Annotated in this window: 29 protein-coding genes and 1 pseudogene; 21 read left to right on the forward strand and 9 right to left on the reverse strand. The window is 31.7% G+C overall.

Going from position 1 to position 25065, the window contains the following annotated elements:
• Positions 1-556 precede the first annotated feature (556 nt).
• Both AC0OM3_RS24485 and AC0OM3_RS24490 read left to right on the forward strand, forming a co-directional pair.
• Complete coding sequence (locus tag AC0OM3_RS24485) at positions 557-964, forward strand: GNAT family N-acetyltransferase (RefSeq protein WP_000431735.1); 408 nt, start codon at positions 557-559, stop codon at positions 962-964.
• A 116-nt stretch (positions 965-1080) separates the two neighbouring features.
• A complete protein-coding gene (locus tag AC0OM3_RS24490; protein ID WP_000401468.1) occupies positions 1081-1734 on the forward strand; it encodes an MBL fold metallo-hydrolase in 654 nt (217 codons plus the stop codon).
• 122 nt (positions 1735-1856) lie between these two features.
• Here the strand turns inward: AC0OM3_RS24490 and AC0OM3_RS24495 are convergent, their stop codons facing one another.
• Complete coding sequence (locus AC0OM3_RS24495) at positions 1857-2480, reverse strand: TetR/AcrR family transcriptional regulator (RefSeq protein WP_000436039.1); 624 nt, start codon at positions 2478-2480, stop codon at positions 1857-1859.
• 121 nt (positions 2481-2601) lie between these two features.
• Here AC0OM3_RS24495 and AC0OM3_RS24500 point away from each other — a divergent pair, with 121 nt between their 5' ends.
• On the forward strand, positions 2602-4833 hold the full coding sequence (locus AC0OM3_RS24500) for an MMPL family transporter (protein WP_000716582.1): 2232 nt from the start codon (positions 2602-2604) through the stop codon (positions 4831-4833).
• Positions 4834-4879: 46 nt separating this feature from the next.
• Here AC0OM3_RS24500 and AC0OM3_RS24505 read toward each other — a convergent pair whose 3' ends face one another.
• Positions 4880-5062, reverse strand: a complete 183-nt coding sequence (locus AC0OM3_RS24505) for a DUF4021 domain-containing protein (protein ID WP_001060656.1) — start codon at positions 5060-5062, stop codon at positions 4880-4882.
• 200 nt (positions 5063-5262) lie between these two features.
• On the opposite strand from AC0OM3_RS24505, the gene catA reads away from it, so the two are divergent.
• The 4 genes from catA (at position 5263) to AC0OM3_RS24525 (ending at position 8417) form a co-directional block, all read left to right on the forward strand.
• Positions 5263-5913 (forward strand): type A chloramphenicol O-acetyltransferase, encoded by a 651-nt coding sequence (gene catA, locus AC0OM3_RS24510; protein WP_000668527.1) that lies wholly within the window; start codon positions 5263-5265, stop codon positions 5911-5913.
• Between the two features lie 334 nt (positions 5914-6247).
• The gene (locus AC0OM3_RS24515) at positions 6248-6772 is read left to right on the forward strand and encodes a GNAT family N-acetyltransferase (RefSeq protein ID WP_000673978.1); all 525 of its coding nucleotides are present in this window, start codon (positions 6248-6250) and stop codon (positions 6770-6772) included.
• A 37-nt stretch (positions 6773-6809) separates the two neighbouring features.
• Positions 6810-7754 (forward strand): GNAT family N-acetyltransferase, encoded by a 945-nt coding sequence (locus AC0OM3_RS24520; RefSeq protein ID WP_061884142.1) that lies wholly within the window; start codon positions 6810-6812, stop codon positions 7752-7754.
• A gap of 153 nt (positions 7755-7907) precedes the next feature.
• Entirely contained in the window at positions 7908-8417 is a 510-nt protein-coding gene (locus AC0OM3_RS24525; RefSeq protein WP_000538742.1) for a GNAT family N-acetyltransferase, read from the forward strand.
• A gap of 25 nt (positions 8418-8442) precedes the next feature.
• Here AC0OM3_RS24525 and AC0OM3_RS24530 read toward each other — a convergent pair whose 3' ends face one another.
• Positions 8443-9330, reverse strand: coding sequence for a DMT family transporter (locus AC0OM3_RS24530; RefSeq protein WP_000841802.1), 888 nt, complete (start codon positions 9328-9330; stop codon positions 8443-8445).
• 170 nt (positions 9331-9500) lie between these two features.
• On the opposite strand from AC0OM3_RS24530, the gene AC0OM3_RS24535 reads away from it, so the two are divergent.
• The 4 genes from AC0OM3_RS24535 (at position 9501) to AC0OM3_RS24550 (ending at position 12169) form a co-directional block, all read left to right on the forward strand.
• Positions 9501-10061 (forward strand): helix-turn-helix domain-containing protein, encoded by a 561-nt coding sequence (locus AC0OM3_RS24535; protein ID WP_000581041.1) that lies wholly within the window; start codon positions 9501-9503, stop codon positions 10059-10061.
• Positions 10062-10094: 33 nt separating this feature from the next.
• A complete protein-coding gene (locus tag AC0OM3_RS24540; RefSeq protein ID WP_000428904.1) occupies positions 10095-10280 on the forward strand; it encodes a hypothetical protein in 186 nt (61 codons plus the stop codon).
• 170 nt (positions 10281-10450) lie between these two features.
• Positions 10451-10600: an aspartyl-phosphate phosphatase Spo0E family protein gene (locus AC0OM3_RS24545; protein ID WP_000417698.1), complete on the forward strand. Its 150-nt coding sequence runs from the start codon at positions 10451-10453 to the stop codon at positions 10598-10600.
• Positions 10601-10777: 177 nt separating this feature from the next.
• Complete coding sequence (locus tag AC0OM3_RS24550; RefSeq protein ID WP_000860363.1) at positions 10778-12169, forward strand: protoporphyrinogen oxidase; 1392 nt, start codon at positions 10778-10780, stop codon at positions 12167-12169.
• A 55-nt stretch (positions 12170-12224) separates the two neighbouring features.
• On the opposite strand, the gene AC0OM3_RS24555 is transcribed toward AC0OM3_RS24550, so the two are convergent.
• Positions 12225-12773 carry a hypothetical protein gene (locus AC0OM3_RS24555; RefSeq protein WP_000275250.1) on the reverse strand — a complete coding sequence of 183 codons (549 nt, stop codon included), beginning with the start codon at positions 12771-12773 and terminating at the stop codon, positions 12225-12227.
• Positions 12774-13083: 310 nt separating this feature from the next.
• Between AC0OM3_RS24555 and AC0OM3_RS24560 the strand changes: the two genes are divergently transcribed.
• Positions 13084-13635, forward strand: a complete 552-nt coding sequence (locus tag AC0OM3_RS24560) for a GNAT family N-acetyltransferase (RefSeq protein WP_000885386.1) — start codon at positions 13084-13086, stop codon at positions 13633-13635.
• Positions 13636-13677: 42 nt separating this feature from the next.
• On the opposite strand, the gene AC0OM3_RS24565 is transcribed toward AC0OM3_RS24560, so the two are convergent.
• Positions 13678-13863: a cold-shock protein gene (locus AC0OM3_RS24565; protein WP_000286203.1), complete on the reverse strand. Its 186-nt coding sequence runs from the start codon at positions 13861-13863 to the stop codon at positions 13678-13680.
• Between the two features lie 86 nt (positions 13864-13949).
• On the reverse strand, positions 13950-14153 hold the full coding sequence (cspD, locus tag AC0OM3_RS24570) for a cold-shock protein CspD (RefSeq protein WP_000176366.1): 204 nt from the start codon (positions 14151-14153) through the stop codon (positions 13950-13952).
• Between the two features lie 392 nt (positions 14154-14545).
• On the opposite strand from cspD, the gene AC0OM3_RS24575 reads away from it, so the two are divergent.
• From AC0OM3_RS24575 to AC0OM3_RS24585, 3 genes are all read left to right on the forward strand, one after another.
• Entirely contained in the window at positions 14546-15442 is an 897-nt protein-coding gene (locus AC0OM3_RS24575; RefSeq protein ID WP_061884144.1) for a CPBP family intramembrane glutamic endopeptidase, read from the forward strand.
• Positions 15442-16101 (forward strand): AAA family ATPase, encoded by a 660-nt coding sequence (locus tag AC0OM3_RS24580; protein WP_116777498.1) that lies wholly within the window; start codon positions 15442-15444, stop codon positions 16099-16101. Before AC0OM3_RS24575 ends, AC0OM3_RS24580 begins: the two co-directional genes overlap by 1 nt.
• A gap of 257 nt (positions 16102-16358) precedes the next feature.
• Positions 16359-16964, forward strand: coding sequence for a PRK06770 family protein (locus tag AC0OM3_RS24585; protein WP_000846985.1), 606 nt, complete (start codon positions 16359-16361; stop codon positions 16962-16964).
• 70 nt (positions 16965-17034) lie between these two features.
• Here the strand turns inward: AC0OM3_RS24585 and AC0OM3_RS24590 are convergent, their stop codons facing one another.
• A complete protein-coding gene (locus AC0OM3_RS24590; protein WP_000425906.1) occupies positions 17035-17901 on the reverse strand; it encodes a LysR family transcriptional regulator in 867 nt (288 codons plus the stop codon).
• A gap of 129 nt (positions 17902-18030) precedes the next feature.
• On the opposite strand from AC0OM3_RS24590, the gene AC0OM3_RS24595 reads away from it, so the two are divergent.
• Positions 18031-19074, forward strand: coding sequence for an aspartate-semialdehyde dehydrogenase (locus AC0OM3_RS24595; protein WP_474213166.1), 1044 nt, complete (start codon positions 18031-18033; stop codon positions 19072-19074).
• Between the two features lie 129 nt (positions 19075-19203).
• On the opposite strand, the gene AC0OM3_RS24600 is transcribed toward AC0OM3_RS24595, so the two are convergent.
• Positions 19204-19635 (reverse strand): hypothetical protein, encoded by a 432-nt coding sequence (locus AC0OM3_RS24600; protein ID WP_061884147.1) that lies wholly within the window; start codon positions 19633-19635, stop codon positions 19204-19206.
• Between the two features lie 284 nt (positions 19636-19919).
• On the opposite strand from AC0OM3_RS24600, the gene AC0OM3_RS24605 reads away from it, so the two are divergent.
• Complete coding sequence (locus AC0OM3_RS24605) at positions 19920-21041, forward strand: C45 family autoproteolytic acyltransferase/hydolase (RefSeq protein ID WP_061884148.1); 1122 nt, start codon at positions 19920-19922, stop codon at positions 21039-21041.
• A gap of 51 nt (positions 21042-21092) precedes the next feature.
• Entirely contained in the window at positions 21093-21356 is a 264-nt protein-coding gene (locus AC0OM3_RS24610) for a hypothetical protein (RefSeq protein ID WP_000921852.1), read from the forward strand.
• A gap of 95 nt (positions 21357-21451) precedes the next feature.
• Here AC0OM3_RS24610 and AC0OM3_RS24615 read toward each other — a convergent pair whose 3' ends face one another.
• On the reverse strand, positions 21452-22354 hold the full coding sequence (locus AC0OM3_RS24615) for a LysR family transcriptional regulator (protein ID WP_046946310.1): 903 nt from the start codon (positions 22352-22354) through the stop codon (positions 21452-21454).
• Positions 22355-22510: 156 nt separating this feature from the next.
• Here AC0OM3_RS24615 and AC0OM3_RS24620 point away from each other — a divergent pair, with 156 nt between their 5' ends.
• From AC0OM3_RS24620 to AC0OM3_RS24630, 3 genes and pseudogenes are all read left to right on the forward strand, one after another.
• Complete coding sequence (locus tag AC0OM3_RS24620) at positions 22511-23200, forward strand: MOSC domain-containing protein (RefSeq protein ID WP_474213167.1); 690 nt, start codon at positions 22511-22513, stop codon at positions 23198-23200.
• A 258-nt stretch (positions 23201-23458) separates the two neighbouring features.
• Positions 23459-24348 (forward strand): annotated as a pseudogene (locus AC0OM3_RS24625) (GNAT family N-acetyltransferase).
• Positions 24349-24381: 33 nt separating this feature from the next.
• Positions 24382-24978: a DUF1349 domain-containing protein gene (locus AC0OM3_RS24630; protein ID WP_001027685.1), complete on the forward strand. Its 597-nt coding sequence runs from the start codon at positions 24382-24384 to the stop codon at positions 24976-24978.
• Positions 24979-25065: the final 87 nt, after the last annotated feature.

Genomic DNA, 25065 nt, shown 5'->3' on the forward strand with positions numbered 1-25065 from the left:
GGTTATGAACTGGTACCCCATAATAAAAAAGCAAGAACATTTTGTACATATCAAATATGTTCCTGCCTTTTGTTTTATTAAGATTAACATCTATGACTTAAAAATAAATTTATTGATTTTGAAGTTATGTGGATTGAATTCGATGTGTTTGAGTAGTGGTTTTAGGCGACGAGAATATAACCGAAAATAAAATATTACTAAACGTATATAACTAATGAATACAATGTCTTTTTCAGTTATTAAGTTGTAAATCATTTTATGATAAAATCTTTTACATAATTTAATAAAGGGGTAGTATTCAATGGGTTATTTCTCAAATGGTTTATTAGTTTTGTTTGTGCTAATCGTATGCAGTTGTATATTTTTTGGTTGATAATATAATGAGAGTCTTATATAAAAGAAGTTATCTTAAGTGAGATAACTTCTTTTTATTTTATATTGAGAAGGAATTCTATCTTTCTTATTGAAGTTTGTTCTAGTTATTTTTACATCGATCAGATTTGTGTAAAGGGAATTTTATGAAATAAAAACAAGCCTGAGAATAGGGAGTATTGACATGGAAAATAGTATACGCTACACAAGTGAACATCCTACAGATTTTAATGGATTATTATCCTTATACGAATCTTTAGGATGGAATTCTCTTAAATTAACGGTTAACGAGTTAGAACGAATGTGTAAGCAAAGTTGGTATGCAATTTATGTTTTTGATGATAAGAGGTTAGTAGGGATGGGGCGTGTCATATCAGATGGAGTCATAACAGGCATTATTTGTGGAGTTGGTGTATTGCCAAAATATCAGTCTAGTGGCATCGGAAAAGAAATAGTGAAACGATTAATCCAGCACTGTGAACAAAATAAGGTTATTCCACAACTTATGTGTGTAGAAAAATTGCAATCTTACTATGAATCTATAGGGTTTGAAGCATTCTCTATTGGGATGACAAAACATATTATAAGATAGAGGTGCTTTATCCCGCTATTTGTCGGGTAGTAAAACCCCACGGATTAAAGTTTCACTTTATATTTTCAGTTTACTCGTACATATTTTCAAACTTCAATATAAAGGAGAATGGCTGTATGGAGATTGCTAAAGGGATAGAAATGTTACAACTTGAATTTCAAGAATTTGTTATTCATCCAATTCTTTTATGGGATGATGAAATGGCAGTATTAATAGATACGGGTTTCCCAGGACAAATTGAAGATATACAAGTAGAGATGGAAAAGATTGGGGTATCATTTGATAAGTTAAAAGTCGTGATTTTGACGCATCAGGATATTGATCATATAGGTAGTCTGCCAGAATTGTTGCAGCGCTGTCGAAGTAATATTAAAGTTTATGCGCACGAACTAGATAAGCCATATATCGAGGGGGATTTACCTTTATTGAAGGACGGAAATGTAGAGAACCGCCCAAAAGGAAAAGTGAGTGATACTGTGATTGACGGGCAAGAACTTCCGTATTGCGGTGGAATACTAATTCTTCATACTCCAGGGCATACTCCGGGTCATATTAGTTTATATTTGAAACAAAGCAAAATTCTTATTGCAGGAGACTCTATGTATAGTGTGAATGGGATGTTAGGAGGAATTCACGCCCCAACAACTATAAATATTAAGGAAGCAAAGCAGTCTTTGAAGAAGTATTTAAATTTACATATTGAATCTGTAGTTTGTTACCATGGGGGATTAAGTAAGGAGAATATAAATGTTCAACTTCAAAATTTGTAAAGTTAAAATGGAGTTTTTTGTTAAGTGACGTTGAAGTATAATCTGATTATTAGTATATAAATAAATTATAAAAGAGCATGTTTGAAAAAATTAAACATGCTCTTTTATTAAAGTAAATCAGTTTAATATGAATGACCTAACCCATTCCAATAAAAAGAAACGATTTCTTGTGCTAATTCATCTATATTTGCCAGAATAGGATTGTGATTTTCATCTTTAAAATTCCCAATTGATAATAAAGATACGAAAGCATGAGCCACAAATTTAGCGTTTCCTTTCGGAATTTCTCCCATGTGCATCGCAGTATCGAGTGCTTTTTCTAGCACTTCATACATATTATTTTCAGCATTTTTTAATTCCTTCAATTGTTCTTCAGATAACGACAGTTTAGCATCTTTCATAAAATTTTTCATATCAATATCCATCGTTGCGTGTAAGTAAACTTTGGCGAAGTCTAATAATCTTTCTTCTAAAGTTTTGTTTGTAGAGAGTATTTGAGACATATTCTCTCGTATACGTATCATCATTTGGGTCATAGTAGCGGTAAATAAATCGGCTTTTGTTGAATAGTAATAGTAGACGGTTGCTTTCGTAACACCACAAACTTTTGCGACTTCATCCATAGAAACGACTTGATAATTTTGTGTAAGAAATAAGCGAGTTGCCACTTCTAAAATGGTTTCTTTTGTAGATTTTGTATTTTTATTTTGACGTGGCCTTCCGAGAGGACGTTGTTTTTGTTCCAAATCCATTCGCTCCTGACATTTATTCTTGAGATAATTATAACATAATTTTCAATCATTCTTGATTAATTAACCTACCAGTATATATAATTAATAATGAAGGAAAAAAGGAAGGTGGGTTTTTATGAAAAAGCACCCGTTACATATGTTAGGGAGGCTTGTAGCAGGAAAAAATACGCAATGGATCACTTTATCGGTGTGGGTTCTTATTACATTATTACTTTCATTTACGTTACCACAAGTAAACAGTACGAAAGAACCGAATCCAAAAAATTTACCTGAAACAGCTATGTCACAGCAAGCGGAAGCGCTTATGAAAAAAGAGTTTCCGAATAATGCAGGGAATCCGTTGTTAGTAGTATGGTATAGAGATGGTGGATTACAGTCACAGGATTATAAACTCATACAAGACGTTTATAAAGAGTTAAAAGTTAGTCCTTTAAAAGAACAATCAACGTTACCACCATTTGATACAATCCCAGAGCAAGTATTATCAAAAAGTGCATCAAAAGATGGTACATCGTTTGTTACACCGGTATTCTTTAATAAATCTGCTGGTACGGATATATTAAAAGGAAATCTTGAAGAGTTTAGAGAAATAGTGAATAGTAAGGTGGATGAAGATCCATTTAAACAAAAAATAAGTGAATCTGGTTTACATGTTCGATTATCTGGACCTGTAGGTATTCAAACGGATGCAGTTAGTTTATTTAGTCAAGCAGATGTGAAATTGCTAGTGGCTACAGTACTACTAGTGTTAGTTTTGTTAATTTTACTGTATCGTTCACCAATTTTAGCGATTTTACCTATACTTGTTGTTGGCTTTGCATACGGTATTATTAGTCCTACACTCGGTTTTTTAGCTGATCACGGATGGATTAAAGTAGATGCCCAAGCAATATCAATTATGACAGTATTATTGTTTGGCGCTGGAACGGACTATTGTCTATTTTTAATTTCGAGATATAGAGAGTACTTGTTAGAAGAAGAAAGTAAATATAAAGCATTACAACTTGCGATTAAAGCTTCTGGCGGTGCAATTATAATGAGTGCGTTAACTGTTGTACTTGGTTTGGGAACATTATTACTTGCTCATTATGGTGCCTTTCATCGATTTGCAGTACCATTTAGTGTTGCTGTATTTATAATGGGAATCGCGGCTTTAACGATTTTACCAGCACTATTATTAATTTTCGGTAGGATTGCATTTTTCCCGTTTATACCGAGAACAACTTCAATGAATGAGGAGTTTGCAAGAAAGAAAAAGAGGGCTGTAAAAGTTGAAAAATCAAAAGGCTCCTTTAGTAAAAAACTTGGAGATGTAGTAGTACGAAGACCGTGGACAATAATTATGCTAACTGTGTTTGTATTAGGTGGATTGGCTTCGTTCGTACCACGTATTCAATACACATATGACTTATTAGAATCGTTTCCAAAGGATATGCCTTCTCGTGAAGGGTTTACGTTAATTAGTGATCATTTCTCAGCTGGTGAACTAGCACCAGTAAAAGTTGTTGTTGATACGAAAGGAAAAGAGCTTCCTATTAAACAAGAACTAGAGAAATTTTCTTTCATAAATACAGTGAAAGAGCCAAAAGAGGGAAAAGAAAATAAGCAAATACAAATGTATGAAGTTTCTTTAGCGGAAAATCCATACTCAATTGAAGCGTTAGATCAAATTCCTAAATTGAAAAGTAATGTAGAAAAAGTATTAAAAGATGCTGGGATTAGTAATGCTGAAGAGCAATTGTGGATTGGTGGAGAAACAGCTTCATTATATGATACAAAGCAAATTACTGAACGTGATGAATCAGTAATTATTCCAGTAATGATTAGCATTATCGCTTTATTATTACTTGTCTACTTACGATCGGTTGTTGCGATGATTTATTTAATTGTAACTGTTGTCTTATCATTCTTCTCAGCGTTAGGAGCAGGATGGATATTACTTCATTACGGTATGGGAGCGCCGGCCATTCAAGGTGCGATACCGTTGTACGCATTCGTATTTTTAGTTGCTTTAGGTGAAGATTATAATATCTTTATGGTTTCAGAAATATGGAAAAACAGAAAGACACAAAATCACTTGGATGCAGTAAAAAATGGTGTAATACAAACAGGTAGTGTTATTACATCGGCAGGTTTAATTTTAGCAGGAACTTTTGCAGTGTTAGGTACACTTCCAATTCAAGTATTAGTTCAATTTGGTATTGTAACTGCAATTGGCGTATTACTAGATACGTTTATTGTAAGACCGTTACTTGTACCCGCAATTACAGTTGTGTTAGGCCGATTTGCTTTTTGGCCAGGTAAACTTTCAAGAAAGAGTGAAGAAATACAAAAGGTGGATGCATAGTTAAAAAAGCCAAGGGTATTTTCCTTGGCTTTTTCAATGTAGTTAATTAATTTTTTGAAGTCAAATCATCAGCTGCAGCGTGATCAGCATCTTCAATTGTTGTTTCGGGCATTCCGTATAAGCCGTTCATTGCTTGTTCTTCAATAGTAAGGTTTGCAGTATTATTATTTTGAATAGATGTAGTATTTTCAGTAATATTTTCTTTTTTATTCATATTTTTGTTATTCATGTATGTATCCTCCAAATTTCATTTGATTTATCTATAGTATGTGGATGGATTTCAAGAAATATGTGAATTGATTCTTACATATGTTATATAATTAAATAAATAATTAGGGTGAAATGTAAACTGTTAGGAGTGAACAATTATGGTGAAAGCAAGGGAAATAGCCTTCTAAAATAAAAAGAAAATTTTAGGAGGCTATTAGAATGAAGTTTCATGTAATTGATAGAGAAGATTGGAATAGAGAGCAGTATTTTGAGCATTATTTAAAGTTGAAATGTACATTTAGTATGACTGTTAATGTTGATATCACGATGTTATTAGAGGAATTATATCAAAAGGGAATAAAATTTTATCCCGTTTTTATATATTTAATTTCTAGAGTAGTAAATAATCATAAAAAATTTCGAACATGTTTTAACGATGAAGGAGTTTTAGGCTATTGGGAGGAAATGATACCGAGTTATACAATCTTTCATAAAGATGATAAGTCTTTTTCAAGTATATGGACGGATTATTCAAGTGATTTCCGCACTTTCTATAAGAATTATGAAGACGATATGAGATGCTATGCTAGTGTTCATGGTTTTTTCACGAAAGAAAATATTCCACCTAATGTATTTCCGATTTCTAGTATACCTTGGACTAGTTTTACTGGATTTAATCTTAATATTAATAATGATGAAAATTTTCTATTGCCAATTATAACTTGTGGGAAATATTTTAATGAAGGAAACAAGGTTATGCTACCAGTTTCATTGCAAGTACATCATTCGGTTTGTGATGGATATGATGCGAGTCAATTTATAGAAGATTTACAGCAGTTAAGTAATACTTGCAACGAGTGGCTTAAATAATATTTAATTTTTAATTATATAAAGTGAAACTTTAATCAGTGGGGGTTTTGTTCAGCCCCCACTGATTATTAGCCCGACCCCCACCTAACTTCTTTGCTTTCGCTGAATTTTGAGGTGGGGGTCTTACTGCCCAGCAAATAGCGGGATAAAATTGAAAATGAATAAAAGAAGAGACCATGTTGGTATTACATGGTCTCTTCTTTTATTCATTAATACTAAGTAATTGTGGAAAATATAGGGTGATTTGTAGTTTAATAGTAAAGAGAGTGATTAGTATTAATTTTCTTTGTTTTTAAAATTTTAAGTATATAAATGTTTAACAGGGGGGGATAAAGTGAAATTCGTAAGCATTAAAAAAGATGAAATCTTAATTGGGGATATGGCAAAATTGTATTGTAAAGTATTTGAGAAAATAAATTTCAATGAAATGATCGAGCGAATGAATAGGCATATAGAATATACAGGTTTTAAAGGTATAGTAGCAATAAATGATGAAAATGAAGTAGTTGGCTTTACTTATGGTTATCGCTCAATGGAGGGACAGTACTATAATCAATTAATGAGAGAAGCGTTACATCTAGAGCAAGTAGACGAATGGTTACAAGATTGTTTTGAATTTGTAGAGTTAGCAGTCCACCCACAATATCAAAATGAAGGTCTTGGAACGAAATTACATAATGAATTACTAGAAGGGATTCCAAATAGAACGAGTGTTTTAACAACACAAATAAACAATGAAAAAGCACGTTCGTTATATGAAAGATTAGATTGGATAAATGTATTGGAGCCATTTCATCCAAGTACAAATGATGTTCCATATGTAATAATGGGAAAAGCATTAAAAACAAAAGTGAATTGATAATTATGCCATTCACAAAAATGGTTGGTTTGTAATAATGAAGGGGAAAACGAAAATGACGAGAATATCTATAGAAAAAGCTACAATTTTAGATGCTGAGAAATTAACAGAAATAATGAAAAGAACATTTGATGCAGAAGCAAAACAATGGCTATACGGCCAAGATGATGTCATTGATTATAACATTCAACCGCCAGGGTATTCTTCAGTTGAAATGATGGAATATTCCATTGAAGAATTGGATTCTTTCAAAGTTGTAATGGATAAAGAAATAATTGGAGGGATAATAGTTACGATTTCTGGTAAGTCGTACGGTCGAATTGATCGTATTTTTGTAGCTCCTGTTTATCAAGGAAAAGGAATTGGATCACATGTTATGAAATTAATAGAAAAGGAATATCCAAACATAAAGATTTGGGATCTCGAAACATCTAGTAGACAAATTAATAATCATCACTTTTATAAAAAGATGGGCTACCAAATGATTTTTGAATCGGAAGATGAGTATTGTTACGTGAAAAGAATAAAAACAAGCTCAAACAAAGAGAGTGTAGTTACAAATAAAGATATGAAAAATAGTCAATACGAAAACTGTAATTTAGCAAATACAGGGTATTATCAAGTGAATTTAAAAAACAGTTCATTTGTTGGTAACAATATAATGAATACGAATATGAGTAATTGCAATGTAAGTCAATCAAAGTTTAGAAATATAAATTTTAGAAGTTCATCATATGCAGATTTAAATCTTTCTGGCAGTAAATTTAATTTGGTGACTTTAGGTGGAGTACAATTCAAAAATACAAGTCTCGGAGATGAGAAGGAACCTATTGTATTCGATAAATGTGACTTGGAAGGTAGCACCATAAGTAACAGTAATCTGAAAAATATTGAAATAGAAAATTGTGATATAGTCGGTATGGAAATAAATGGTATTCAAATTGAAAATTTGCTTAATTTATATAGCAAGGTGAAAAGTTAATCATATAGATATGTTGTTAATCTTTTTGGAAATTAAATATTATATCGGAATAATTATGTAAAAATGACATAAAGAAATACGGACGAGAAGGTCATTCATGAACATTTCTAGAATACACACAAATATATTGTTATTTATATGGAGGAGAGAAAGATGGGGGTTAACGTTAGAGCAGTAGAAATACAAGATGCTAGAGCAATTCATTGTATATGTATACAAGATGACGTTTTACCGTATATGGTTTTCTTACCTAGCATGCGTGTAGAAGCTATGGAAAATAGAATTCGAAATTTAGCACCAAATCAATTTGAATTTGTTGCAGAATATGATGGAGAAGTTGTTGGATTTGTAAGTTTAACACAAAGTCCAGGCCGAAGATCTCATTCAGGCGATTTATTCATTGGGGTAGACAGTGAATATCATAATAAAGGAATTGGGAAAGCACTTCTTATGAAGATGCTTGATCTGGCTGATAATTGGTTAATGTTAGAGAGAGTAGAACTAGGTGTGTTAGAAACGAATCCAAAAGCAAAAGCTTTATATGAAAAATTTGGATTTGTAGAAGAGGGGGTAAAGATAGGGAATTTGAAAGCTCACGGAAAGTTTATTAATGAAATTATGATGAGTCGTTTTAGACCGAATGGTTTAATTGTACATAATTGATAGTTAAAAGCATGACAGTATACTGTCATGCTTTTTCATTAGAATTTGGCTGTAATAAAAATAATGCTAAACCAATAAAAATAACGGCAATTCCTAGTCCTTGTTGTAAAGAAATGGTCTCATGTAATATAAAGTACGCTAGCATACAAGTGCCAATTGTTTCACCTAAAATACTCATTGAAATTACAGTAGCACTCATCCATTTTAATAACCAATTAAAAATGGTTTGTCCTAAAATTGTAGCAATGAAAGCTAATCCAATAAAGCACAACCAAGTTTGTGTAGAGTAATGGATGAAAGATTCTTGTTGCGTGAAAGCAAATATGCCAAGAAAGCCAGCACTACTTCCATAACTAATTACCGAATAGGGTATAAGTGACAAATCTTTACGGACGTGTTGGCTAATGAAAAAATAAGCAGTAATGATACCAGCAGCGATAAATGCTAAAATATCTCCATATAAAGCTTCTCCACTAATTTGGAAATCTTGCCAGCCAATGATGATACTACCTGAAATGGCGATGAGGCAACCAATAACCGCTCCTTTCGTAAATCTCTCCTTAAATAAAAAATAACCACCAATTATTGAGAACAAAGGTTGTAACGTTACGATAACTGTAGAGCTTGCTACAGAAGTATATTGTAATGATTCAAACCATAGTACATAATGTGCAGCTAAAAATAGCCCAGATATGAATCCGAATGTCCATTGTTTTTTCGTTAAAGTTTTTAGCTCATTTCGACTATTTTTATTAAATAGTAATAACGGTAACAGGATCAGTGTGGCAAAGAATAATCGGTAAAAAGCAATGATTGTCGCAGGAGCAGCTGCCAATTTTACAAAAATTGCTGAAGTTGATAAGGCGAATACACCAAAAAATAAGATGAAATATGAAAGAATAGGTGATTTCAAAGTTTGTCCCTCCGATAGATTGTTTATTATAATAAACTTAGTGCGATATAATATACAAAGGTAAGTATATAAGTCCCGGAGATAATAGGAAAGGATTATTTGCCTTTGTTTAGTATGTCAGCACAAAGACAATGAAATATGCATTATGATGGACGAAAGGAAGTTTTACTATGATACATGATAGGCTTGGACAAACGGTATTAAGTTATCGTAAGAAAAATAATATGACAATTCGTGAATTCGCTGAGTATGCAGGGATTAGTACATCACTAATTAGCCAAATTGAAAGAGGACATGCTAATCCTTCTTTAAATGTTTTGGAGTTAATTGCAAAAGCATTAAATGTACCGCTGTTTACACTTTTTATTAACGATATTGATACAGATTCGCTCATTTCCAAGAAAAAAGATCGAAAAAAAGTATATCGGGAAAACAATGATCACATTGTATATGATGTATTAACACCTGATTTTATGAAAGCACGTATTGAAATGCTAATGATGGATTTAAATAAACAAGCAAACACAACAGAAAGCCATTATTCCCATGAAGATAAGGAAGAGATTGCTGTTATTATGAAAGGGGAAGTATACGTAGAATTGGAGGGAAAAGAATATTTTTTAGAAGAAGGCGATGTTGTACGTATTCCACCAAATGTGAAGCATCGATTTTTGAATAAAAGTGATGAATCGAATCACATTTTATTTGTCCTGACACCATCTTTAGGATGAAAATATAGTGATTTTAATTAGGGGAGAAAGAAAATGGAAAACAAAAGTATTTTAAAAGGCGGCCTTTCAATTATTTCTCAATGCAAAAAAGAAACAAATGATATTTGGCATGCGCATTTTGGAGCAGCTGCAATTGCTAGTTATTTTAATCATATAAAGAGAGCTCCAAATTATAAAGATATAACATTAGAAAAATTCCGGTATGTTATTCATTCTTAATGAACTTTAATAATCTGAAAAAAGAAGCTTAATCTAGTTTCTTTTTTTGTTAGTAGTATATTATTTTTTCAAATATGTAAGATTTTACATGCGTATTTTACTTTTACTAATTATGTAAGTAGGCTATACTGAAATACATACATTTTATTTTTGGAGAGATGTAAAACGACATGGAACTAGCGAAATTGGAAAAAGTAATTGAAATAAAAAAAGAAGAACTTTTATATTTAGTATCGGATTATGGAATTCAACATGAAAAAGTATTGGCATTGAGTCAAGAACTAGACAAATTAATCAATTACTTTATGTTTTTAAAATAAAGAGAACTATGACGGGGTTTGTAAATGTTATAGTTCTTTTTTATTAGGTAATTTGAAAATATATTCAAATATATTGTCTAATTTCTTACAGAATGCGCAACTTGCTAGTCGAATATAAGGACTTTTGGTTATAATAAAAAGGAATTATTAATTGTATCGGTTAGGAGCGCAGCACATATGAAAACAGTTGTTGTTATCGGTGGAGGTATAACGGGACTTTCTACTATGTTTTATTTAGAAAAATTAAAAAAGGATTATAATATCGATTTAAATTTAATTCTTATTGAGAAAGAAGAGTATTTAGGTGGTAAAATCCATAGTGTGGAAGAAAAGGATTTCATTATGGAGTCAGGAGCGGATTCAATCGTTGCTCGTAATGAATATGTTATGCCACTTGTAAAAGATTTAAATTTAGAAGATGAAATGGTATATAATGAAACGGGTATTTCTTACATATATTCTGAAAACATGTTACATCCGATTCCTTCTGATACTATATTTGGGATACCTATGAGCGCCCGGTCGCTGTTTAGCAGTACGCTAGTCTCAACGAAAGGGAAAATCGTAGCTTTAAAAGATTTCATAACGAAAAATAAAGAGTTTACGAAAGACACATCACTTGCTCTATTTTTAGAAAGTTTCTTAGGGAAAGAGTTAGTGGAAAGACAAATTGCTCCTGTGCTTTCAGGCGTATATTCTGGTAAATTGAATGAGCTTACAATGGCATCTACATTACCATATTTACTGGATTATAAAAATAAGTATGGAAGTATTATTAAAGGTTTTGAAGAGAATAAAAAACAATTTCAATCAGCAGGAAATAAAAAATTCGTATCATTTAAAGGTGGACTATCTACGATAATTAATCGCTTAGAAGAAGTGCTGACTGAAACTGTCGTAAAAAAAGGTGCTATAACGACGGCTGTAAGTAAACAAGAAGATCGATATGAGATTTCTTTTGTAAATCATGAAACAATACAAGCTGATTATGTTGTTTTAGCAGCTCCACATGATATAGCACAAACTTTATTACAGTCTAATGAGTTAAATGAGCAGTTTAATACATTTAAAAACTCATCTCTTATAAGTATTTACTTAGGATTTGACATACTAGATGAACAACTACCAGCTGACGGCACAGGGTTTATTGTAACGGAAAACAGTGATTTACATTGTGATGCTTGCACATGGACAAGTCGAAAGTGGAAACATACATCGGGTAAACAAAAATTATTAGTAAGAATGTTTTATAAGAGCACCAATCCGGTATATGAAACAATCAAAAATTATAGTGAAGAAGAATTAGTACGAGTTGCTTTATATGATATTGAAAAAAGTCTCGGAATTAAAGGTGAACCAGAAGTAGTCAAAGTTACAAATTGGAAAGATTTAATGCCGAAATATCATTTAGAACATAATCAAGCGGTTCAAACATTGCAAGAAAAAATGACGAATCTTTATCCAAATGTATATTTAGCTGGTGCCTCATATTACGGTGTCGGAATTGGTGCGTGTATTGGAAATGGAAAGAATATAGCCAATGAAATAATGGCTACATTAAATAAATAATACTGTAGAATAAATAAAAACTGTCCCTTCAGCAAAATGGAGGAACAGTTTTTATTTATTTTATTTGAATCGAAATTGTATTGTTTTTTACATTGTTTTCTTTTATTGTTAATGTTATTTCTCCAGACTCTTTAAATGAATACGGTGATAGTTGATAAATATCTTTTATATCATGTTTTTCTTGTAATTTATTTACCGGTATTGATACGATATTTGGCTTCCATGTTTCTTGTTTTCCTGAAGGATATTCTATAAGTATTACCGGATTTTTTAACTGTATTGTTTTCCAAGAGACGAAATATAGTTGTACTTCTGTATCTTTTTTTAATAATTCTTCGGAGAAATAACCGAATTCGCCTACATTACCGAAAACAGTATAATTTTGATTTTTTAATTTAATATCTAAATAACTAGGTTGATATGTTACTGCATGATAAGTTCCATATGAAAGTGAGAGTATGGCAGCGATTAAAATACCGATTGAAAATGTCCTAAAGCTATTGCCTTTAAAGCTAGTCATCATGAATGAGTTTGGTGTGAATTTTTTTGCGAATAAAAAAATAAGTAATATGAGTAAGAGGGATAAGCCGATGAATATATACATAGGAAATTTACACCTCCACAATAAAAAAATACATTAACTATATTTTACCATAAATATATGGGGTAGGGTGGTTGTTTAGAAGGAGAAAATGAAGAAACAATTTCTTTACAGTTCTTGATAATTTAAAATTAGATTTATGGAAATTATAGCGTCATGTTTGATTGGCAATCAGAAGGTATCCAATTCGTGTATATAGAATAAAGAGGGAATGCGCCATTAGAAATGTTTGATTTATGGAACAATAAGGACTTTACTAATTATACATATTTTTTCTGATATAATGAACGAGTAGAGAGAAAGGAGTGATCCTATGGCATTTCCTATATTAGAAACCGAACGCTTACGTTTAGTTGAAATAGAACAATCTTATTGTCAAAAAATATATGAAATCTTTTCATTGGATGAAGTGACGTGTTATTACGGTATGAATTCTTTTACGGAGTTTGGACAAGCTTCACGTATGATCGAATCTTTTTCAAAAAATTACTTTGAGAAAAAGGCAATACGATGGGGAATTGTGTTAAAAGAAACGAATGTTTTAATAGGAACAATTGGACTAAACAATTTACAATTATGGAGCAAACGATCTGAGATTGGATATGATCTGCATCCTCATTATTGGGGAAATGGTTATGCTTCAGAAGCAGCTCGAGAAATTATTGATTATGGATTTAAAGATTTAGGTTTGTTTAGAATTGGAGCTATTACATATCCTGAAAATGTTACTTCTTGTAGAATGTTATCTAAAATTGGCTTCCAAAAGGAAGGTCTATTGCGCGGATATATTCATCAAGGAAATAAGCAACACGATGCATTATTGTATTCTATAGTACGAACTGATATTGAGGACATAAATTTATAATAAAAAAACCTCTTAATTAAAAGAGGTTTTTTTTATTATAAATTAACCTAATTTAGGTAATAAACGTTCTCCGCTTTTCATGCTACTTTTACATAAAGGGCATTTAGGCTCTTCTTCAAATGAAAAGTTCTTTCTCATCCATCCTAAACAATCCTCTGATTCACATTCCCAAACAGGGGTTTGTTCTGGTGGTACTTCTGCTACATCGTTCTTTCGATTGCGATACATGTAACCACTCCTTTTATGTAAAAAATTTTAGTTATATATTAAAAAGGTTGTTAACCTTGCTGGTAACAACCTTTTTATTGTTTGAATTATAGCTTTACAACGTTTTTAGCTTGAGGTCCGCGGTTACCTTCTTCAACTTCAAAGCTAACTTCTTGACCTTCGTCAAGAGACTTGAAGCCGTCGCCAGTGATAGCTGAGAAGTGAACGAATACATCGTTACCGTCTGCAACTTCGATGAAACCGAAACCTTTTTCGCTGTTAAACCATTTTACTTTACCTGTTAATGTCATGGTAATGCCTCCTAAAAGTAGAAAAATTACAATATGATCGGCCTTATTTGAATGAAAATAAAATTTCACATATTATCAAAAACCCATAAGGAGTACAAACTGTCCCTGATTGATACTTGATAATATGCAAAGAAAATATAGTGTTAAATTGACCTTAATTACTATCTTACAACAAATGGTGGGAAATAGCAAGTGCTGGTAATACCACTGAGTAATCTGGGTGATAATAGTAAAGGCACAAAGGCACCTCTTTTATTTATATATTATTCCTAATTTGGATTTATGCAAAATCATGTAAGAAAAACTTAGAGTAAATATTAATAATGTATTTTTTATAGTAAAATATGGATGTTTACTGTTGGTAGTTAAATATTATAAAAGGAGAAAAGAAAGTGAAAAATAATTCATTTTTAATAATTGAAGCAGCAAAAGCAGGGAGAAAAAAGGTCCATCCAGTCTTTGTTGTAATATTAGCCATTATATTTTTGACTTTAGGCGAACTTTTTATGTTATTTATGTTATTTTTACCGAAAGCTGAAACGATATTCATGAAAGGTATTTATGACAATGTTAGAATGGTGTTAACGTTTGGCGGAGCTATATTTATTTTATTTATATGGGTTCGTTTTGTAGAAAAAAGACCTTTTTCATCCATTGGCTTTTGGAAAGAGAAATGGATGAGAAAGTATTTAAAAGGTGCGTTAATAGGGTTTTTATTTATTTCAACGCCAGTTATTCTACTATTATTAATGGGGAGTGTGAAATTGCAAGTACAACATATTACCTCAACAGTGATAGTAGGAATAGTAGGATCTCTAGTTGCATTTTTAATACAAGGGGCAACGGAAGAAATTATTGTACGAGGTTGGTTATTCCCGGTTCTTTCTGTTAGAAGTCGTATATGGGTTGGAATAATTGTAACTTCATTTTTATTTGGATTTCTTCATCTGCTTAATCCAGGAATTACAATATTATCTATATCGAATATAATATTAGTGGGTGTTTTCGCAGCTTTATATGTATTGAAAGAAGACGGTCTGTGGGGAATATGTGCATGGCACTCAATTTGGAACTGGGCTCAATATAATGTATATGGTTTTGCAGTTAGTGGCACAACTGTATATTCTACTCCAATTTTTAAGTCTATAACAAATGGACCAGAAACATTGCATGGAGGCACGTTCGGAATTGAAGGTAGTATCATTACAACAATCATGCTCACTATTGCTTCAATTGTTTTATGGAGAAAGTTATGGGGAAGAAAAGTGAAACAACGAAATTTTAGTTAATGAAAGAGGGAGAAATTATGGGGATAATAGCATTTGAGGGAGCAAGCGCTGTTGGTAAAAGTACCACGTGCCGTGAATTAGAAAAGAATTATGGTGCTTATATAATACCTGAAGTGAATTCTTTATTTGAAAGGCCAAAAAATGAACATAGAACATGGTATTTTGAAAAACAAGTTGAGCGCTGGAATATAGCTGTTCAGAAGTCAGAGCAATATGAATTAGTAATACTCGATGGCGATATATATCAGCCACTTAGTTATAATTGGTGTTTTCATTTTGATATATTTAATCAGCCATTATCTTTAATAGAAAATTTTTATAAAGAAAAGATGATAAATAGGGAAATTGGTTTTCCAGATCAATATTTTTATTTATATACGAACGATGAAGAACTTAGAAAACGGAAAGTATCTGATGAAACGAAAAGAAGGAGAAACTTTGAAAAACATTTACATATATCAAAATCGTTTCAGCGTTATTATGAAAATTTAAATACTGTTACAGATGGGTATTGTAAATTAATTGAGGCAAAAAGTGTAAGAAATAATGAATTAGAAATAGTGAGAAACTCAAAAAATTTGAACGTGTGTGAAGAAGGACGTTTTGATGTTTCGAGGTTAGATGCTATTACGAAGTGGTTAAAAGAAAATCGTGCATAAAGTAAAAACAACGAGTGTTGTAGAACGCAATCGTTGTTTTTTTGTTTCTTTATAAATATAAAGGAAAAATTTGTAGAATATTTTCAATATTTAACAGAATAATCTTTTAATTTAAAAGGAAAAGAAATACAATATGAGGAAGTATATATAAATAATATGATAGGGGATGGGATGCGATATTTGGAATGAAGTAACAGTTTTTATATAAGAAATAATTAGGTAGTCAGAACAGAGAAATTTGGGAGGAAACAAGCGAGATGAAAACATTTTTGAAAATAATAGGTGTTATAGCTGGTATGGCGGTAATTGGAGTAGGTTTAACATATGGTATGCTGCATTATTTAAATAATAGTAAACCAGCTGCGAAAAAGGCATCACCAGCTGCTCCAGCAGTAGAAGTATTAGCTGATAGTAACGTAAAAGCAGAAGATGCAAAGCTTTTAGAAAATGGAAATTATTCATTGCCGAATAGTGGTTTTAATAAAAATTTTAAATGGACAGATGAGAACATACAGACAGCATTACATGAAATGGCACATCAAAAAGCGAAAGCTGATCAAAAGTGGGGCTATATTTTTATTACACAAGAGCGGATTGAAAGCTTAATTGATATTGTAAAGAGTAATGATCTTGTACAGGGAAGTACATATGTAGAAATTTTAGAACGATGGAAACAAGGAAAATATGAAAAGGTTGATGGGGATCATAATAAGATTTGGAAATTACAAAGTGGGAATTTAGGAGAAGGAAAAGGAGTAATGTCGGTAGCTGAGCAAAAAGAATTAATTAATCAAGTGTTTATGAACAAAGGTACATATTCAGGTAGTAAATTAATTGCAGGTGGGGGACAGACTAATAAATAGTATACTAATTAATGAAAGAGAGTAATTGCTTATTAGGCAATTACTCTTTTTCTATGTACGTCTTAATATTTTAGTCTCGTTCAAGTAAGGAAAGGAACGATTGTAATACCGGGGAAATCCATCTAGATTTATGATAGATTACATAACTTTGAATAACTGTTGGAGTTTCGATAGGTTGAAAACATAGTTGTCCTTTTTGGCAACTTTCTTGTACAACGATATAAGGAAGAATTGAAATGCCTAACTCACACATAACGGATTGTTTAATGACTTCAACATTGGAAGTTTCAAATGTTTTAGCTGGAATATTTCCACTTTGACGTAAAAAACGATCTACCATTGGCCTATAGCCGCAGCTTTGTTCTGTAAAAATGAACTGGGTGTCCTGTAATAACTGGAATGGATTTGTATGTGCAGAGGAATAAGCTGGTAAAATCCATCCAAATGTTTCATTACTAAAAGTACGCGTAATAAAATCATTATGTTCTATACTTTCTCCAATTATGAAGACAACGTCTGTTTCTCCTTCACGTAATTTTTGTAATGCTTGTTCATTTGTGTTTGTTTCAAGTACGATATTTACTTTTGGATTTTTCTGTTTGTAAGTACGTAATAATTGTGGTAATCGGTATACCGCTAATGATTCATTAGATGTAATACTTAATGTACCTTCTAAATAATCTGTATTTTGGGGGATTTCTCGCGCTTTTTCATATATTGAAAGTAATTCTAATGCATAAGGATGAAATTGATGACCTGCTTTTGTAAGTAGCACTTTTTTCCCTAACCGATCGAAAAGAGGAATATGTAAATCGTTCTCTAAAGCTTTCATATGTGCTGTAACAGTAGATTGCGCATAACCTAGCGCATGCGCAGCCTTAGAAAAATTACCATACTTCACAATGGCGCAAAATGTTTTAACATGTCTCATTTCCATAAGTGATCCCTCTTTTATTATCATGATTTGTGAATGATTATATCATGTATTTTAATTTTCCAAATGATTAAATTCTGTATAAAATGAAATTGTAGAAATATTCATTCAGGTGATATTGGAGGAGAAAAGATGAAAAAAAAGGGCTATCATGTAGCTGTTGTTGGGGCTACAGGTGCGGTAGGGCAAAAAATTATTGAACTGTTAGAGAATGAAATGAAGTTTAATATAGTTGAAGTTACATTGCTTTCGTCAAAACGATCCGCTGGTAAGAAAGTAAGATTCAAAGGACGAGAGATAATTATAAAAGAGGCAAAAACAACTAGCTTTGAAGGTGTAGATATTGCCTTTTTTAGCGCTGGGGGAGAAGTATCTAGACAATTTGTAACTCATGCAGTTTCTAGTGGTGCGATTGTAATTGATAACACAAGTGAGTACCGAATGGCACAAGGTGTACCGCTCGTTGTTCCGGAAGTGAATGCGCATACTTTAAAGCAGCATAAAGGTATCATTGCAGTTCCAAATTGTTCAGCATTACAGATGGTAACATCACTTCAGCCGATTCGAAAATCATTCGGTTTAGAAAGAATCATCGTTTCAACATATCAAGCCGTATCGGGTTCTGGCATTCATGCGATTCATGAATTACAAGAGCAGGCTAAGTCTATGCTTGCTGGTGAAGAAGTGAAAAGTAATATATTACCGGCGAAAAAAGATAAAAAACATTACCCAATAGCGTTTAATATACTGCCTCAAGTAGATATATTTACAGACAATGATTTTACTTTTGAAGAAGTAAAAATGATTCAAGAAACGAAGAAAATATTAGAAGATGAAAACCTGAAAATGGCAGCTACTTGTGTACGTGTTCCAGTTGTATCAGGGCATTCAGAATCGGTTTATATAGAACTGGAAAAAGAAGCAACCGTTACGGAAATTAAGGAAGTATTAATGGATGCACCAGGTGTTATTTTGCAGGATAACCCTAGTAAACAGCTGTATCCAATGCCATTATATGCAGAAGGGAAAATAGATACATTTGTCGGAAGAATACGTAAAGATCCTGATATGCCAAACGGATTCCACCTCTGGATTGTTTCTGATAACCTATTAAAAGGTGCGGCTTGGAATTCAGTTCAAATCGCAGAGACTTTAGTAGAAAAGGGAATACTTTAATCTAGTTTGAAAAACCGGGGAATCGATAATCATTTTCCGGTTTTTATCCCGCTATTTGCTGGGCAGTAAGACCCCCACTGATTAAAGCTTCACTTTATTTAATAATTGTTTTCTTTATTTCGCCCAACTTTAATTTAAATTAGTCGTTATTGAATTTTTATAAATATCTACTTTATGTGCAGTGAAGCGTAAGGTTTTGGATTCTGCATGAATTGTTAGGTTAATAATAATCGATAACGGCATTTCGACCGTTTTCACAATATCTTCTATAGCAATATACTCATTTTCTGCTTTGTTATAATAAACAACAGAACGAATTACTGCCTCGTTATTTTCAATGTCAATTTCACACATCATAGGGAATTTTTCACCATTATGTAAGAATAGTTCGCCTAGTACGATTGAACCGTTTAGCTCCTCTGTAAAATTAGTAGTTGCTGCTGGTTTTACCCATGTTTCGTCATGTTCTTCGTTTTCCTCTTCATCTATTGCCCATTCCCAAATGGGGTTTTGTTTTAGGTCTTCAATAGTTAATTCATCAATTGGTTTGCAATTGCTCATACATAATTCTCCTGTTGCTTTGATAAATAAGTTTCTTAATCTCAAAAATTAGATGATTGCTTAAGAGTAAGTTCAATATAGTATTTTGCTCATTTGATATTAAACTATTTTATTTTGAAGTAAAGCTTCTGTAGCAATATTAACAAAAAAATAATTATTTAGTAAATAATTATTAGTGGAGGTTTTAAAGTGGCATGGAGTTAAGGTAAGGTAGTAAAAAACATCAAGAATGAATGGGATTCATTTGGTACGATATGGATATGTTTAATAAGAGGGGGAATTTGATGTATCAAGTAAAGGGGTATTTTTCATCGCTCAAAGGAAGTCATTATGAAATTGGTAAGCAACAAGGTGAATTTGTGAAACAACATTCTTATCTTATTCCGCAATTTATAGAACAAGAAAACTTAATATCGCATAACCATTGGACAGAATCTAGAAATATATTAAATCAATATTGTTCTGGAATTAATGAAGAAATTGAAGGTTTTTGTGAAGTGTTAAAAATTCCTTCAAAAAATATGATGTATTACTATCAAACACTATTGAAAGCAGGTTGTAGTCATTGTGCAGTATTACCTAAAAAGACAGATTTAACTCACACTTATGTATTAAGAAATTATGATTTGTCACCAGTAATAGATGATATGCGTTTTTGCTCGACGCATGTTGAAGGTGCGTATGCACATAGTGGCTTTTCTACTCAATATTTTGGTCGAACAGAAGGGGTTAACGAACATGGATTATCTGTTACATTTTCAGCATGTGGTCAACCAGTAGGAAACATTGCAGGTTTAAGAAAGCCAATGGTAAATGGTTTACAGTGTTTTGCGGTAATTCGATTGTTGTTGGAGAAATGTAAAAATGTGCAGGAAGCTAAATCACTAATAGAAGAAATACCAATTGCTAGTAATATTAATTTAATAGTAGCTGATCCTTTAAACGCAGCACATATTGAAATATTTGACGGTCATAAATCCACAACAACGATTGATGGTGACAACCAAGCTTTTATTGTATCAACAAACCATGCAGTTAGTTCATCAATTCAGAAATTAAATAATAGGAAATTAGAACAATCTACAAAGAGATATCATGTTTTACATGAGCATTTAAATGGATATGAACAAGTGAGCATAGAGTCTTTAAAAAAGTTAGTAGAAGAATATCCTGATGGACTGACTGTACATAACTATGAAGAATGGTTTGGAACTTTACATTCTGTATTATTCGATTTACATGATCGTACAATGAAGATTTGTTTCGGATCACCACTTTTAAACGACTGGTACTCATTGAAAGTTGGAGGAAGTATGCCGTTTTCTGAGGTGAACGTGAACTTTAAAAATAAAACTTATACTGACTTTTGGAGGGAAGATAAGAATGAATTGATGCCTAAAAGATAAATGAGATAAGATGATAATGAAGAGAGTGCATTTACACTGGAGGGATTACCAATGCTAAAAGTTATGTTACCATTTATTCTTATCTTTTTTCTTGTCATTGCGATGTATATTGCTTATCAAAAGAGAAAAAAAACCGGGATAAAAGGATTGAAAAGTGCGTTAACTTCTATTTGCTTCTTTTCACTCGCAATTTTAAATATGTTTGCATATTGGTTTCACTTTGGCGGTGCTTTTACTTGGTTATTTTCAATTGTATTATTGCTAGTTGGTGCATATTTTACTAAATATATTCCAATATCTAAAAAGGTACATTAAAATCTATAAGAGTTTAATATAATGTTTACTTTGTTTTGAAAAGAGATTATTCTACTAGATCGTTGTGAAACGGTTTCATAGGATAATCTCTTTTTTTAGTTTTGGAAAGAACTTACTGTGCTTTTTAGTTGTTCAATAAATTCTTGAGTTGCAGCACACATATATTTATCTTTTCTATAAATTAACCCTATTTCAATTGTTGGAGTAGGGTTTTCTATTTTAATAGCTTGAATGTTATTATTTTGTAAAAAGTCTATATATGGTTTGGGTAACACTGTAATTCCCATTCCTTTGGAAACCATTTGGATTAAAGATTCCATCGTGCTAATTTCTAAAATTGGTCTTGGTTTAAAGTTGAATTTTTGACAATAAGATGTAATTAGTTCGGTTAAAAAGAAATTTTTAGGTAAAAGAATTAAAGGATAGTTCTGTAATTCAGCAATAGATACATGATTACGTTCAGCTAATCGATGACCAGTGGGCACGACTAATGTAAGATCGCTTTTGTATAGAGGGATAGAGATAATCTCTTTATCTTGCACTGGGAGAAATGTAATTCCAATATGTAGTTCGTTTTGTAATAATTTTTTACGAATATCTCCTGTACGAAGCCCTAATACAGAAAGCTCTATATTAGGATATAAATTATTAAAATTTAAAATAGCTGGTGGTAGTAAGTAATTTACAACGGTTAACAAAGCCCCTATTGTTAAGGAACCTTGCTGTAATCCGTTTAGGTCTTGAATAGCTGAACGAGCTTGTTCGACTTCATGAAAAATGGTTTTACTATGTGATAATAAAATCTTCCCTGCTTCAGTTAGAGATATTTTTTTACCAATTCGATCGAAAAGTGGCATTCCTACTTCATGCTCTAATGCACGTATTTGTTGACTTAGAGAAGGCTGTGAAATATTTAATTTCTCAGCTGCTTTTGTGAAATGTAATTCTTTTGAAACAGCTAAAAAGTATTCAAGTTGTCGTAATTCGATTGAAATCACCTCAAGTATAATAATAGGTTATACCTATCATTATTATATAAATAATTGAATTGAACAATGATTTTAGAGGTTTTATAATCATCTTTAAATAACAGAGAGGGTTGTAAAAATTAATTGAGAGAAAATACATGTAACACCTTTAAAGGAGGAAATAGAATGGCTAATGAATATCAATTATTATCTTTAAATATAGGATTACCAAAAGAGGTTACATACGGCGGAAAGGTAATTCATACAGGCATAAATAAGAAACAAGTAAAGGAACCGGTATATTTATCCTTTGTAAAATTTAATGGGGATGGACAAGCTGACTTAGTTCATCATGGAGGAGTAGATAAAGCAGTTTGTGTTTATACTGGTGATCACTATCCATACTGGGAAAAAGAATTGAATCAAGATCTTGTATATGGGGCTTTCGGAGAAAATATAACAGTTAGTAGTATGAGCGAAGAGGATGTTTGTATTGGTGATACGTTTGAGCTAGGACAGGCAATCGTACAGGTAACACAACCAAGGCAACCTTGTTTTAAATTAGCAAAAAAATATAATATTCCAAAGTTACCACTATATTTTCAAGAAACAGGATATACAGGATTTTATTTTCGTGTATTAAAAGAAGGATGGGTATCATCAGTCGACACCTTAAAAAGACTACAGTCTGATCCAAAAGGTGTTTCAGTAGCATTCGCTAACCGTATTATGCATAAGGAAAAACAAAATATTGAAGGGGTAAAAAGGATATTAGAAGTAAATGCACTTTCAAATAGTTGGAGAAAGTCTTTTGAAAAGCGTATAAGTGGAGAAGAAATTAATACGAAGGAAAGACTTGAAGGGATAAAAGAATAAAAATATTTTATTATAAATAGTGTATTTCTATTAGTAAAGGCTAATTAGAAAGCGCTATTTTTATAAAATAAACTAATTAATATCCGAAAATCTTAATATTTTTTTATTCGACTTATTTTCAAATAGTCGAAACATAAAATTAATTAGACTTTTTTTTTATGTTTTATGATAGTATATTGATTGGTAAGACCTCTATTTTTAAGAGTAGGTCATATAAGTATATCTAATTTAATGGAATTTAACATTTGGAGGTACAGCATGGGGAATGTTGAAAAATTGGCAAGTCTTCTAATAGAAGAACCGAAAAGAGAGCAGTTATTTCCTTTATTTGAAGAAGTGTTTGGAATTATAACTCAAACATTGAATGATTTTTCGGATAAAGGATATTGGGATGATACATATAAAGCTTTATCATTTTTACAAGAAGATAAAGTGATTGCAAATGTTGCGGCATTTTCACTCCCATTATTAATTAATGGTGAAAAAATAAATGCGGCGGGTATTCAATCAGTCAATGACACACCCTAATTTCCGTAGACAAGGGCTAATGACACAATTAATGAGTAAAATGATAGAAGAAATTGATAAGAAATGTGAATGTGCATTATTGTTTACGGAAAAACCTGAACTATATACAGCATTTGGATTTAAAGTTGTGCAGGAATATTTGATGACTATACCATATGATAAAAATATTAATAATAACCATTCACTACTTAAAAAGTTAGATTTCTATAATATAGAGAATAGACAGTTAATACATGAAACTATTGATAGTAGCCAAAGACTTTCAAATAGTTTTTCAACTTTAAACTTCCATCCTTCATTTTATTTGAATATGTATGATTCAGAATGGAATGAGAAACTGTATTATTCAGAGAAACTAGATGCTTTAATCGTTTATGAAGTAGACAATGAAAAGTTGAAATTATTTGGAGTATTTGCGCCAGTACTTCCGGTTTTAGATGAATTATGTGGAGAAATCAATGAAAGGTTTACGGGAAATCGAATTTTATTTTTCTCCGGATCAATTAGGGGTTGAGGATGTACAGTTTACAGAATTACAGTCTAGCAAGTATTTAATGGTTCGAAGTGATAAAGAGTTAGATTTTAAAGGTTATAAATTCCCAGTATTAGCGGAGTTTTAAATGTCTATATAAATGCTTTGTTATGGAGGAGCTATGAATATATCGTATATACCAGAAAGTATTGAGCAACTCACTATAATGAATGTACCTGAATACTATAAAATTAATGACAATCATGCGTTTATTGTCCGTTCGAAAGCAGAAACCGATTTTTGGCTTAAAACACATTATGGTTTTGAAGTAATGAATGGTCATGTATTTTATAATGAGATGATGACAGACTTTCAAGCTGAAGTTCAGTTACGTATGAATCCAAATTCAAAATTCGATCAAGCAGGTCTTTTTGTTATGATTTCGGAGAACTGTTGGCTGAAAACTTCATTAGAATATATTCCAGATGGTCCATCTCACTTAGGTGCTGTCGTAACGAATAATGGATATTCTGACTGGTCAACGCAAGATTATCCAACTGAAGCAGCTAAGCAACAACTTCGTTTTCGCATTATTCGAAAACGCGGTGATTATACAATATATGTGAAAAAGAGCCATCAATGGGAACAAATAAGAATCGCTCATTTAATGGAGGATATAGGGAATGAGCCTATTAAAATAGGTTTTTACACGTGTAGTCCTTCTAAAAATAAGGGATTTGAGACTGAGTTTTTAAATTTTACAATTGAAGAAATATAGATGAAAAACCGTATTCTTTTTATTAAGAATGCGGTTTTTGTATTTACATAATATAAAGCATATGTATTGACCAGAAAGTCATTAATA

The sequence above is a fragment of the Bacillus sp. FAU20 genome, assembly GCF_056033865.1.